Source organism: Myroides profundi (genome assembly GCF_000833025.1).
GTDB lineage: Bacteria > Bacteroidota > Bacteroidia > Flavobacteriales > Flavobacteriaceae > Flavobacterium > Flavobacterium profundi_A.
This window is the reverse complement of record NZ_CP010817.1, coordinates 1684635-1697938: the sequence shown is the minus strand read 5'-3', so window position 1 is coordinate 1697938 and position 13304 is coordinate 1684635. Positions and strand designations below refer to the sequence as shown.

Sequence of the window (13304 nt, the reverse complement as noted above, 5' to 3'; positions counted from 1 at the left end):
AATACTAGGGACTAATTCTTTAATCCTAGTCCTTTTATAACTTGCTTTATGATCGATGATTTCTTTTGCTTTTTAACCTTAGTGATTTCCTCATTCATATTAATTACTTTGCTTTCATCACACGAATATTCTTCACCCCCTAAATCTTCAAATTCAAAAGAAGGTATAGAAGTAACGACTTCCTGTTTCTCTTGTACAGTTATCTCATTAACCCCGAAACGCATACATCTCTCTTGAGGTTCTATATCCCATAAATATTCACCTAAGATATCCTCTATTAGATGATAGATGAGCTCTACTTTACTCTCCTCTACATCCTCATATTCGAATTGTTCCCCTCTACTTTCTACTACATCTCCTTCTACTTCTATCACTTTTCTAGTCAAGAAGCCATTCTCTGTATAATAAAGGCTAAATAACATTGTTTCTTCATCTATAACAAAAGACATCACTTTCTGTTGAGTTGCCTTATATGCTAAAGAAGCTATAGCTATAGATGACATAATTAGAGTCGCATCGTCTAAAAAGTAGATATCTAATACATCTGACTCTTTATCATTAGCTGAAGCCTTTTTAAACACGACCTCATCTTCAAACACTAATTTCTTGTTTAGTATTACTTCTAATCCCTCTAAATCAGATTCGTAATTTTTATCTATTACTAGCCCTCCTATCTGTAATCCCATATATTATTTTCACTGTCTATTTACAGTGTGAAAGATACACTTTTCTCATCTAATTACAGCTGTCCATTTGTGAAACACCTGTTAATTATACTGGGTTTCTGGTTCACTTGTCTCCTTCCTAAAACAGCCCAATTATTTAAAACCATATTATACCCTAACTATACCTAGTGACTAGATACTCTATTATAGGTAATCCAAACATATTTAGCTCTTGATTGAAAAAGGTCATTATCATATTCATTAACCTCTCTCTCCAATACTAGCTTATCATCCGTTAAAACTAGAATATCATATTCTTGATAATCATTAGAGTCTACTTCTCTACCAATACCTAAATATAATTTATCTTCTCTCATACACCATTGGAACGGAGATTGTTCACTACAGACTACCTCTAGTTCTCCTTCCTCTTTATAGAAGTCAGTCTGAATCATAATCTCTTGTCTATAGAATACTAATATTTGAGGAGGGTAATTAATGTCCTCTTCAGTCGCACTGTATATATGATGGCCATATCCATCATAATAATTCTTACTCTCTAACTCCCATTTACCAAGTATTAGCGCTTTATTTTTACCATGATGAGTAACCTGAATATCATCACTAGAACAAGAAATAATGGTAAAAAATAGCATAAATAACATTGATAAAAAAAGTAATTTTTGTTGCATAATCCTTTGTTTTGTAATTTTTTGACAAAGTTACAAGGACAAAAACAACAAAAAACAAGACAAAAGTCCCTACTATAAATAGGTCACATAATTAACAGTCGATTATAACAATTAATTAAGACTGACATCAAGCCAAAATCTAGAAAGCTAAACTATGAGAATTTATTAAGGATACCACACCTAAAATATAACATAGATTTACGCAAAAAACTAAAGAAAATCCTAAATAATAATAAAATAAAAATACTCTATACTGTTTTTAATATAAGAAAACAAAGCATTTATTTACTTCATAAATTTTACAAAAATAACATATTTAAAATATCTATTTTTCACACATTAACATTGATAAACAAATCACTTATAAAGATAAAACACTATTTTAAAAGCTGCTATATTCTTTAGTTATAGTGAGTATTTCCTCTATTTATTCTTCTTACACCACTTAAAAACAAAAAAACAGTTATCTCCACCCTCGTTTTGATAACTGTTCTTCAAAGTTATATTACTTATTATTTACAGAATCTTTTTACTACTTACATTGTAATAATTACGGTAAGGGTCTAATGTTTATGAGTAGTAAAAGACTAGTTCACTTTTTTATAGGTAATTTTAATACTGCTTACGTTAGAAGTATAACGATTACCATCATTTGCATCTATTTTGCGTTCAATAATTAACTCATTCTGATTTAATACTTGAACATCATAGATCTGCTCAGCATTTTGTTCTAATGTTTTACTAATACCTAAGTACAATCTAGTACCACTTAGCATCCATTGTCTAGGAGATCTTTTATTGTAATAATTACCTTGACCATCTTTCTTATTTACATAGTCAGTTTGAATAGAGATTCCTCCTTTGTAATAATCTACTGTTTGAGCTGGGATATTAAGACTGCTTGCTGAAATCTCTTTTACTATCTTACCATCTATATCCAATTCTACTTTTTCTACAAATTCCCATTTACCAAACATTTTAGAATTATTCTGCCCAGCCTCTGTGACTTGTACATCATCACTAGAAGAACAGGCTGTAAGACTTACAACAGACATCACTAAAAATAGGATACTAAATAGAGTTTGTTTTTCCATACTAATTGTCGCTATATTTATATTTTTGACAAATATATACTCACATATATGTATTATCCAAAACAAAACATCAGAATAAATTCACAATCAGTGAACAACTGTACATTATAACTAATATTTAACAATCTCATTTTCTTATATTTGTTAAATAATCACTTTATGTGATTTTACTACTAAATAAACATAGTTTAATAGTGAACTAATAAAATTGATAAACACATAATAAACTATTCGTAAAAAAGGGATCGTACAAAAAAAGACTCTAGTATATACTAAAGTCTTTTATAATCGAATAGCAAAGAACATCTTTACCATTTTCGCTTCATTCCTTTCTTCCAATCATAAGGTATAAGCGATCCTAAAGTTACATAGTGATCATCTTCTACTTCTACAACTGCATTTTCATTATCTTGCGCTAATTGAGTCATAAACTCTCTACATCTTCCACACGGAGGTACAGCCTCTCCCTTCTCAGTTACAGCTACTACACGTTTTATTCTATTTTCTCCATGCTTTAGCATATCTGCTATTGCTCCATGCTCTGCACAGAATCCCATAGAACAAGCAGTATCAATGCTAATCCCTGTATATATATTACCGTCTATAGTCTCAATAGCTGCCGCCACACTACCATACGCAACAAAGTCATTTAATTCAACTGACTTTGCATACTTATGAGCAATTTGCTTTAATTCCTTTGCTTCCATTTATTTTTTTTATTAGGCATATCCATACCATATTATTTCCTCACTATGTTCACTATACCTATTAAATTCCCAATCGCCAAATACTTCTGCTATTCCCAGCCCTGCATCAGTTACTAATTGTCCTATCTCATTAAAGCTAGGAAAAGCAATCATAGATTGTGAACTAAAACTCTCTTGTGTATTATCAATACTATAATAAGTTGTATAAGTCAATGCTTTTGCATCTCCTTCATAAGTATTCCACGCTGTGATTTGCCCATGCAGAGGATGTTTAAATTGACGTATAGACTCCTCTTTTGTCCAGGTTAACCAATCTTTTACTAACGGATTTCTACTATCAAAGATATACCTACCTCCTTTATTTAAGTGCTCTTTAACTGTTTCTAGGACAGCTAAACGATCTTCTTTCGTCAAGAAAACCTGAAATACATGACCTGATAAAATAATCAAATCAAACTTCTGCTCTAAGCAAATAGTTCTTGCATCTCCTTGAACCCATTTTACTTCTGAACTTCTTTTCTTTGCCTTATCTAGCATCGCTTGAGCATACTCTACCCCTACGACATCTTTTCCTCTTTCTGATAAAACAGTAGCTAATCGCCCTGTTCCACATCCTAGATCTAAAACTGTTTTAGCTTTATCTGCTAGTTGTATATACTTTTCTTCATTGTCCCATAAGTTGTCATAATCGTAAAATTGAACCAGATCTACATTTTGGTATAATTGATCTTCCATAATTATAGTTTAATTGTTAGTAAGTCTCTATTTAAGAAAGGAACTAACTTATTAATTATATCTGTTGTATGCAATTTCAAATAATGAGTGGTAGTTCCATCACTACAGCCATAAAAAGGTTGATCCAAAACATCTTGATCAAATACTAATTGAATATTGCTAGTTGATTCTCTTAATAATCCAAATATAGATGCTGCTCCTACCTTGGTCTCCATCTTTTCGTATAGCATCTCTGCTGGTGCAAACGAAACCCTAGAGATGCCTAAAGCCTCACTAAATACTTTACTATTAAAAGGCTTATCTCCTAATGTAATAAATAGATAAAACATCGTTTTCTGTCTATTGCACAAAAAAAGTGTTTTGACCATATTCATATCTAACCTCTCGTTAATCAACAAACAATCTTCCATTGTAATTGCCTCCTCTGTTTCAACTCTTTGCCAAGTCATAGAAAGCTTTGACAACACATCATAAGTTTGTTCTTGTAATCCAGAAAGATATATTGACGGTCGTTCTAATGATACTTCACTAACATAAAACATATTTTATCTATCTATTACAGCGCTCTCTAGAATAGAGAAACGTTTATTAATACTATCTATCTCAGCCATACAACCATAAGGTAAAGTAAAACTTGGACATGTATGACCAAAGTCCATCTGTGTTATCACTGGTAGTGTACTTAAGCCTTCTTCATCAAGTATCTTAAGTAGTATTTGTTCATATTCCTCAGCATACATATTGTCATAAGGCCTTCCTACTATAATTCCATTTACCACATCTAAAATTCCCATTGCTGCATACCCTCTTAACCAACGCTCTATATAAAGAGGAGCTGTCTTTTCTTCAGAAGTTTCTAAAAACAATATACTTCCCTTCCACACATCTAATTCTGGCCAAAGCTCCGTTCCTTTTATTATTTCTAATACTTCCATGCATCCACCAATTAAAGTCCCCTGTACGCTTTTATCTCCTCTCACATAGCGCCACCCTTCACATGGAATCAAGTTGCGTTTAGTGTTTTGTAAGCTCACATCAAACCAATCTAAATACTCTGTAGTCCAACCTTCTGTATTTGGATATACTATATTTACTGGCTCTACATCGAACAGTGTTCGCTTGATATCTTGTATCTGATAATCGTGCATTGTACCATTCTCCGCAAATCCCACTAATAACGAAGTACCATAGAAAGAACTCAATCCTGCTTTTAGGCACATAAAATGTGTTACTGTACTATCTGAAAACCCTAGAAATATCTTTGGATTATTTCTTATCACGTCATAATCTATATACTTTAATAATCGAATACTCTCATCTCCCCCTATATTGGTAATAATAGCTTTTACTTCTGGGTCCATAAATGCATCCATTAAATCCTGAGCTCTTGCCTCTGGGTGATTATAAATCCATGCTGCTGATTCTAAAGCATGAGGTGTCTCTATGACTCTAAGTCCAAATATGTTTTCTAATCGAGCTTTTCCTACTTGATAACGATGTGGTAACTCACCTGCCCCACCCCATGACAAAGAAATTGTAGCTACTGTATCTCCTACTTTTAATTTCTTTGGTTTTATTAATCTTGTCCTCATATACTTATAATCTCCTTACCTATAGTTTCATGATCATCTCATGTTGAGTAATATAGTGCTCTAAGCCTATTCTCTTTAAAAACGAGATGAGATCCACTCCTTTATCATCCACATTAGTAATCAGAATAGGGGTTTCCAAAATATTGACCACATCATTCACTAGAAGTTTTGCTATTCCTTTATTTCGATGAGTCTTGTCCACTGCTAATTGAAATATTTTCCCATTACTTTTGTGATAGATTACATACCCCACAATATTACCTCTCATTTTAGCCACTTTAAATCGAATGTCTTCCTTAGCTTTTTCTAATACAGCGATTGAATTTTGCCAACTTGGTTGAATATCCCAAAATGGAAGAACCGTCTTCCAACATACTTGCTCTACATCTTCTATTACAATATTAGCTGTTTTATAATGCATCTCACGTGGTTGCCCTTTAAAGCACAATAAATCTCTACTTATATTATATCCTTGAGCCCTATAAGCGCGAATAGCTTTATCGTTTCCTTTAATGACCTCAAGGGATAGATTTACACTACTCCCTGCTTCTTTCCAAATAGGAATAGCATAACTGTACATCTGAGCGACTAACCGCTGGCCTCTATAAGCTGGTCTCACTCCTGTACCTGCATTATAGTAATAGGTTTGCTCATCTACTCTTTTCACTCCTGTTAGCATAAAAGCAACTAACTTACCCTTATCAAACGCCCCAATAGAATAGTCTAAATCAACCAATTCACTATTAAGTTTAAATGCCAAGCTATCTTCTATTAAGTGAAAGGGAAGTATATAATCTGAAAATGAATCATTAAATACTTCTGTGAGCTCGCGTACACTTACTTCTCTAAGGCTTCTAATTTTCATATCTTCTTGTTACTTTAGTTTACTGTATTCTTTGTATAATAAGCTATAGACAACAGAGTCTTCTATCTGTCCTCCTTTTACATAATGACTTCTCAATTGTCCTTCTCTAGTAAATCCAAACTTCTTCACTGTATTTAAGGAAGCCATATTATCTGGGCTAATAAAGGCCTCTACTCGTCTTAATTGCATAATTTCAAATCCATAATTCAATACTGTGTTTAAGACTTCACTCATCACACCTTTTCCTTTTGAGTAATCACTATATAGTCCATATCCTATCTCAGCTCTATCATGTTCTAAATACCAAGTGTGATACCCACAATATCCTAATATATCCTCTGTTTCTTTATCAATGATTAAAAACATCAAATATGATTTATTATAAGTTCGGAAGCCATAGGCTGCTTTTGTTTTTTCTTGTTCTACTTCCTCTTCAGGGATACCTATATAATGCAAAAGTTCTTCTGCAGTAGCTAATCTTAAAAAGTTTTGATAAGCCTCTGCTTCTAGTATTCGCAATTTAAAACGGGAAGTTTCAATATGGTCAAATATAAATTCTCTCATTCTGTGTCATTCTAAGTGAACTAAATATAATATTGAATATATTTAGGTTTCTGCAAATTAAAAAAAAGTCAGCATATAAGATAAATAAACAAGTGTGAATCAACATTTTTATAGACTGAAAAGACAAAAGAAGAGCTATCCTTGACTTTCATTCTGACTTAGTTTACCATCTTTCTCTACTATCTCTATTATGATAGTGTAATGACTCCGTTATTTTCTATAAAATAACGGAGTGAGTACGGACTCATAACGGACTCACTACGGACTCAACGCAACTAAGACTTGTCTCGTCCTACTATAACTGTACAGCTATAGTTAATAATCCTACTTAATACTGTACAGATTTTTATTAATCCTTTTATTACTGTACAGGTTGTTGTTTTTGTTTATTAGTCTTGTAATAATTCTTCCATCTCTTAGTTAGAATACCTGTCTTTAAATGAGCTTGATTTGGAGTTAACCTATCACAACTATCATGAGGTCTAATTTGGTTATAAGCTTCTATACTATTCTTAATTTTATCAATCGTTTTTTGATAACCTAAACTTGAATAGTTTAAATCAAATTCACCTTTAATTATACCATTTACACGCTCAGCTATTGCATTATCTCTTGGTTCACCACCTTGTGTTGTACTAATAGATATGTTGTTTTCTATCAGTATTTTAGTATAAACACTACTGCAGTATTGACATCCTCGATCTGAATGATGAATAAGTTTCTCTGTATAAATCCTGTTCTTTAATGCCATTTTCAAGGCTTGTAAGCATCCATTAGTAGTTAAATCTAAGCTAAAACTATAGCCCATTATTTTATGAGAATAAGCATCTGTGATTAAACTTAAATAGCCCCAAGTATTATTTAACCTGATATAGGTGATGTCACTTACCCAAAATTGTTCTGGTCTAGTAACTTTTACTCCATTATACAAGTCTAAATACTGTCCTCTCCAAGCTCTGGAGTCTGTTGTATATGCTTTGCGCTTTCGTTGCCTAACCAACATTTTATGACTGTCTAATAAATCAAACAGATAATCTCTTCCTACGCTTATATTGTGCGAACCTAAGCGTTCTTGTAACATATGTTGAAGTTTTCGAGTACCTACTCTTGGTAGAGTAGCTCTAATATTTAAAACTTCTTGAAGAATAATCTCATCTTTAATAGATTGACTTGCGTATCTGTCTATTGACTGATAATAAGCACTTCGAGTTTTACCAAACAGTTGACATATTTTTTTTATTCCCTTATTAGGGTATAAGAGTTTTACTTCTTCAACTGCTTGGAACCAGACTTTTTTCTGATATCAATATCCAAACTTTTCTCTGCTACATCTATCAATGTATTTAAAGCTACTATCTTAAATTGTGCCTCTGATAAAGCCTTTTTTAAAGCTTTAATTTCTAAAGATTCTGTATTGGATGTTTTTTCTTCCATAAGTGACGGAATATCAATTTCATTACAAATATCTATGTTTTTATTATAATTAACTAACAACCAGTTATTTATTGTACTTATTCTTTCTACACCATACATTATACAGGCTTCTTGTGCTGTCATATGGTGTTCCGTAATACTATGAACTACTTGACGTTTAAGGCTTTCTGAATAAACTTTATTCTTACGTGTAGCATGATACTCGGGACTTGCATATTTCTTAACCCAACGATTTAGCGTAGATTTATTTAGGCTATACTCGCGAATTACCGAATTTTGACTTGCTCCATTCTCTATTTCTTGAACTATTTGTTCTATGAATTTTAAATGATAACGCTCTTTGTTTTTTGGTTCTCTTCCCATCTTTTAATGTTTTAAAAACTGTACAGTTTTTTTAGGACGGGTCAACTCATCCCACACTACTATAAGTGTACACTTATCATAAATAGTCTACCTTACTTAACTAGATTACATAAATTAGTAAATATTTGAATATATAAATAATTATCAAATAAAAATAAATACCTTTGTAGAAGAGTACACAATTAATTATCAACAACTTAACCCATACGCTATGATAAACTATCACGTCATAATACCAAATGATAAAAAAGCAGTATTTCAAGAGTTTCTTGAGATAATTGGTGCTGATTATAGTGAACAGATTAATGACCTTAACCTAACTCTAGAACAACAAGGCATCTTAGAACAAAGGCTTGCAGAACCTAGTGAGAGTTATATTTCTCTTGATAAGGCACTTAATGAACTATACAAAAAATATGACTTATAATATAGTTATACTTCCAAGTGCTATACATGACTTAGATGCTATATTTGAGTATTATATTTTGATATCTAAACGTATTCTAAATTCCTTTAAAAAAGAATTTGATAAAACATTGAAGGTATTAAAAAGCAATCCTTTCTTTCAGATAAGATACAATGACATACGAGTTATTTCTATTAAGAAATTTCCGTATGTCATTTTTTTTAGAGTCGATCCTTATAAGCAAATGATACATATAGTAGCTGTTTTTAATACTTCTCAGAACAGTGATAAGTATCCTGTATAAAAAAAGGGTATCACGAATGACACCCCTTTCTCCTCTAATCAATAATAATCTTAACAGATCAATTCAACCTTCCCACTTACTACATCATAATAAGCTCCTACTACACCTATTTTTTCTTCAGCAATCAATTTAGTCAACGAAGGACTCACTTCTTGCAACTGTGCGACTATCGTTCTTACATTCTCCATCGTCACTAACTCTACTAATTCTGATGCTGACAAATCTTCATTACTGTGTTTTTGGCGAACTTTATCTACTACTGGGTGGATGCGTTCTAATATAGTGTCTAGTTTACCTAAAGTTGTGTGATTACATGCACCTGTCACAGCACCACATCTACTGTGTCCTAATACCATGATTAATTTACTACCAACTACATTACAGGCATACTCCATACTTCCGATTACTTCATCTGTCAATACATTACCTGCTATTCTTAAACTAAAGATATCTCCTATCCCCTGATCTAATACATGCTCTAGTGGGGCACGACTATCCATACAGCTCAAAATAACGGCATGGGGATGTTGACCATCCTTAGTCTCTTGTAGTTGGTGTAAGAAGTTTCGGTTAAACTTCAAGTTATTTACAAAGCGGTTATTTCCTTCTAATAATAATTCTAAGCTTTGTGCTGGTGTTGTATTTGCTAATATTTCTTTTGTAAATGAATTCATAATTAAATAGTTTTTCTATGTGATAAAATAATGTTTTGTTGGTCTCCTGATACTTTCACTTCTTTGTGAAAACCTGTTGTTGTAATCAGTATGTTTTTTTCTTTTGCCTTTTCATTTATAAACGTCTCTATAAGCTCTAAGACATCTACATGGATATACCCCATACGCTTTGCGTCTATAGCCAAGTGACAATTATCTGGTAATTGATAAAGTCTGTTTTTAATCGCTGTCTTGTTCAAGAACGATACCTCTTCTGCTAAAGTCAAGGTATATATTACTTGCTCTTGTTTTATCTGACGATGCATAGAGAATGCTTTTCTTACATTTCCGATTAGTAAGAATAATACACTCACTCCCATACCTACAAGGACGCCAACAAGTAAATCTGTTACTACTACCATAATAAATGTGATGATAAAAGGAATAAACTGTGTGTATCCTTTATGCCAAAAGTGCATAAGAATAGCTGGACGAGCTAGGTTATACCCCACTAAGATTAATACTGCCGCTAAAGATGCTAAAGGGATCATATTTAATACTAAAGGCAAGGAGATAACTGCTATTAATAAGAAAATACCATGAATGACTGCAGATGCTTTATACAATCCTCCTGCATTCACATTAGCAGAAGAACGTACTACTACGGAAGTCATCGGAAGTCCTCCTATCATAGAGCTTAGAATGTTCCCTATCCCTTGTACTTTTAACTCTCTATTAGTATCTGTATGTCTCTTCAATGGATCTAAGCGATCTGTCGCCTCAATACACAATAAGGTTTCAATAGAAGCCACAATAGCAATAGTCCCTCCAATCATCCATACAGCAGGATTAGCAAATCCTGTCCAATCTGGAAAAACAAATATGGAACTGATATCTGATAAACTATCAAACATAGGGATTGACACTAATCTCGATGGTTCGATAGCTAAAGAACTACCTGTAGCAATCCAAAACTGGTTAATCAAAATACCGACTACCACTACAATTAAAGCTGCTGGTAAAAAAGAAACTTTCTTAGTCCACTTCATCTTATTCCACAGTAATAATATGGCTAATGAAATAGCAGTAATAATCACCGTACCCAACTGGACAGATGCAAAAGAGGTGATATCACCTAAAGCATCTACTCCAAAAACCAATGGCAATTGTTTAATTAAAATCACTAACCCAATACCTGCTAACATCCCCTCTATTACACTTGATGGAAAATAGTTGGCAATAGTACCTGATCTTAACAATCCTAATATCACTTGTAAAACTCCTGCAATAATACCTGCTGTAAGTAATAATTCGAATGATCCTAGCTCCGTTATAGCTCCTAATATAATAGCCGCTAAACCTGCTGCTGGACCACTTACACTAATATTTGAATTACTCAGTAATCCAACTATTACTCCTCCTACCACACCTGAAATAATACCTGCAATAGGGGGTGCACCAGAAGCTAACGCAATTCCTAAACACAGTGGAAGTGCGACTAAAAAGACCACAAGGCCTGGAGCAACACTCTTCTTAAGTGCTGCCATACTCATATTTTTTGTCATTGTTATTTTACGTTTAGTTTTTTCTTTTTTAGCCACAGATAAAGGCAATAGAATGTCTGTTGATTCATTGTTATCCAAAAAATCAAGAAGGTAAATATTGACTTATTCAATACTTAAAAGCTAAAAAAGAAATGATTAACGAACTAAAGGCTTCTTAATTGCTGACAATTAACCATTTTGCAAAAGAAGACTTTCGTTACAACAAAAGACATCATAGGTAACTAAAGGAAACATAACACATACTCTACAGAACACAAACCAAGAAACAGTATTAGCTAAATACTACAAAAAGATTCTAAGCCATAACTCTTTCTATAACGCTATCATTATACTATCGTATGATTATAGTACTAATTCCGATTTGCATTGCGTAATTACTGTTCATTGATCTATCAATTGCTAGTTTTAGAATGAACTATAATCATCCATCTCTATTAAAATAGATAGGCAAATAACCTATAAAATGTCTTTTGCTAAATCCTCTACTAGTGTTTACTAATAGAAGTCATATTAAACTAAACGTTCAGGAGGGGGTAATAAGATATCGAACTCTTGTGATTCATACACAAGTTTCAAATGAGAGAAGTTTAATTCCAATCCTTCCCCTACATCTACTAAATTAAGATGATTAGAAGCAGATAAATCCCACAAATGTCCTTTGTGCTCTTCTTCTGCATTAGTGATTGGCTTTTTATTTTCTTCAGAAATGGTCACAGAAGGTATCTCTAATTCAATGCCAGCTAGCACCGCAATAGTCGGCGTAGCGATAAAGTTTACAAAGAATAATAATACAATTAGTGATACATATTTCATATCACAAAAATATTTTTTTTCTGAAATATGACAATATTAGACTTGTTAATTTTACTATAAAAAGTAGTTTTTCTACTAAACAACATCACATTTAAACAAGGTTTTAATGTAAAAACCACACTTAATGTAGCTTACTTCCTTCTATATTTTCTTTTACTTTTCTTCCTATTCATCTGATAGGCAAACACTAACCCCACTAAAGCTCCTACTAAATGTCCTTGCCAAGAAACACCCTCTGCGACATAACTAGGTAGTACTCCATAAACTAGTCCTCCATATAGTATCCCAATGATAATAGATACTAAGATTAAAACTAGCTTGCGAATAAATATTCCACTAAAGAATAGAAAGAAAAAGAGCATATAAATCAATCCACTTGCTCCTATATGACAACTCATCATACTTGTCTGGAAGTAACCAAAATCAGGCAAGAGCCACAAGACTAAGCCTGAGGTAATCCATCCCATAATAAGTACCGTATACGCTTGCTTTTTATAAAACAGAAACAGTACTACACTAAGTATAAATAAGGGTAAAGTATTACTAATAATATGGTCTAATCCACCATGAAATAGAGGACTTAGAAAAATTCCTTTAATGCCTTCTATACGCCAAGGAATTACTCCATAACAATCTTGAAATATACCTAATTGTTGTAAACCGAATATAAACCACATCACTCCTACCAACAATAATGGTAGATAGAAATCTTCTTTCTTTAATCTAAGCTCCTCGTTTCTCACTGTACTCTATTTTATGTTAAAAATACGATTATAATCAATAAATCATCCATAATCAAATAACTTTTATAAAATTTTACACAACTAAACAATACTCAAAACAGACAATATT

At 32.5% G+C, this 13304-nt stretch carries 17 protein-coding genes; 2 read left to right on the top strand and 15 right to left on the bottom strand.

What is annotated here, in order from left to right; translation table 11 throughout:
* Window positions 1–11: 11 nt before the first annotated feature.
* From MPR_RS07495 to MPR_RS18125, 11 genes are all read right to left on the bottom strand, one after another.
* A complete protein-coding gene (locus tag MPR_RS07495) occupies window positions 12–686 on the bottom strand; it encodes a hypothetical protein (protein WP_041890976.1) in 675 nt (224 codons plus the stop codon).
* A 164-nt stretch (window positions 687–850) separates the two neighbouring features.
* Window positions 851–1357: a hypothetical protein gene (locus MPR_RS07490; protein WP_041890973.1), complete on the bottom strand. Its 507-nt coding sequence runs from the start codon at window positions 1355–1357 to the stop codon at window positions 851–853.
* A gap of 587 nt (window positions 1358–1944) precedes the next feature.
* Complete coding sequence (locus tag MPR_RS07485) at window positions 1945–2451, bottom strand: hypothetical protein (RefSeq protein WP_041890971.1); 507 nt, start codon at window positions 2449–2451, stop codon at window positions 1945–1947.
* Window positions 2452–2759: 308 nt separating this feature from the next.
* The gene (locus tag MPR_RS07480) at window positions 2760–3158 is read right to left on the bottom strand and encodes a cytidine deaminase family protein (protein WP_041890968.1); all 399 of its coding nucleotides are present in this window, start codon (window positions 3156–3158) and stop codon (window positions 2760–2762) included.
* Window positions 3159–3170: 12 nt separating this feature from the next.
* A complete protein-coding gene (locus MPR_RS07475) occupies window positions 3171–3893 on the bottom strand; it encodes a class I SAM-dependent methyltransferase (RefSeq protein WP_041890965.1) in 723 nt (240 codons plus the stop codon).
* 2 nt (window positions 3894–3895) lie between these two features.
* Window positions 3896–4435 (bottom strand): prolyl-tRNA synthetase associated domain-containing protein, encoded by a 540-nt coding sequence (locus MPR_RS07470; RefSeq protein WP_041890962.1) that lies wholly within the window; start codon window positions 4433–4435, stop codon window positions 3896–3898.
* A 3-nt stretch (window positions 4436–4438) separates the two neighbouring features.
* Complete coding sequence (locus tag MPR_RS07465) at window positions 4439–5485, bottom strand: S66 family peptidase (RefSeq protein WP_041890959.1); 1047 nt, start codon at window positions 5483–5485, stop codon at window positions 4439–4441.
* Window positions 5486–5504: 19 nt separating this feature from the next.
* Window positions 5505–6350, bottom strand: coding sequence for a GNAT family N-acetyltransferase (locus tag MPR_RS07460; RefSeq protein WP_041890956.1), 846 nt, complete (start codon window positions 6348–6350; stop codon window positions 5505–5507).
* A gap of 9 nt (window positions 6351–6359) precedes the next feature.
* Window positions 6360–6914 carry a GNAT family N-acetyltransferase gene (locus tag MPR_RS07455; protein ID WP_041890953.1) on the bottom strand — a complete coding sequence of 185 codons (555 nt, stop codon included), beginning with the start codon at window positions 6912–6914 and terminating at the stop codon, window positions 6360–6362.
* A gap of 361 nt (window positions 6915–7275) precedes the next feature.
* Window positions 7276–8145, bottom strand: a complete 870-nt coding sequence (locus MPR_RS07450; protein ID WP_432416612.1) for an IS3 family transposase — start codon at window positions 8143–8145, stop codon at window positions 7276–7278.
* 32 nt (window positions 8146–8177) lie between these two features.
* Window positions 8178–8711, bottom strand: a complete 534-nt coding sequence (locus MPR_RS18125) for a transposase (protein WP_052472673.1) — start codon at window positions 8709–8711, stop codon at window positions 8178–8180.
* 211 nt (window positions 8712–8922) lie between these two features.
* Here MPR_RS18125 and MPR_RS07440 point away from each other — a divergent pair, with 211 nt between their 5' ends.
* Both MPR_RS07440 and MPR_RS07435 read left to right on the top strand, forming a co-directional pair.
* Complete coding sequence (locus tag MPR_RS07440) at window positions 8923–9138, top strand: hypothetical protein (protein WP_006259102.1); 216 nt, start codon at window positions 8923–8925, stop codon at window positions 9136–9138.
* On the top strand, window positions 9128–9421 hold the full coding sequence (locus MPR_RS07435; protein ID WP_235280627.1) for a type II toxin-antitoxin system RelE/ParE family toxin: 294 nt from the start codon (window positions 9128–9130) through the stop codon (window positions 9419–9421). Before MPR_RS07440 ends, MPR_RS07435 begins: the two co-directional genes overlap by 11 nt.
* 50 nt (window positions 9422–9471) lie before the next feature.
* Here the strand turns inward: MPR_RS07435 and MPR_RS07430 are convergent, their stop codons facing one another.
* The 4 genes from MPR_RS07430 to MPR_RS07415 all read right to left on the bottom strand — a co-directional run bounded on the left by MPR_RS07430 (window position 9472) and on the right by MPR_RS07415 (window position 13195).
* Window positions 9472–10095, bottom strand: coding sequence for a carbonic anhydrase (locus tag MPR_RS07430; protein ID WP_006259105.1), 624 nt, complete (start codon window positions 10093–10095; stop codon window positions 9472–9474).
* Between the two features lie 2 nt (window positions 10096–10097).
* Window positions 10098–11639 (bottom strand): SulP family inorganic anion transporter, encoded by a 1542-nt coding sequence (locus tag MPR_RS07425; RefSeq protein WP_041895274.1) that lies wholly within the window; start codon window positions 11637–11639, stop codon window positions 10098–10100.
* Window positions 11640–12149: 510 nt separating this feature from the next.
* Entirely contained in the window at window positions 12150–12452 is a 303-nt protein-coding gene (locus MPR_RS07420) for a hypothetical protein (RefSeq protein ID WP_041890949.1), read from the bottom strand.
* Between the two features lie 131 nt (window positions 12453–12583).
* A complete protein-coding gene (locus MPR_RS07415; RefSeq protein WP_041890946.1) occupies window positions 12584–13195 on the bottom strand; it encodes a rhomboid family intramembrane serine protease in 612 nt (203 codons plus the stop codon).
* Window positions 13196–13304 lie beyond the last annotated feature (109 nt).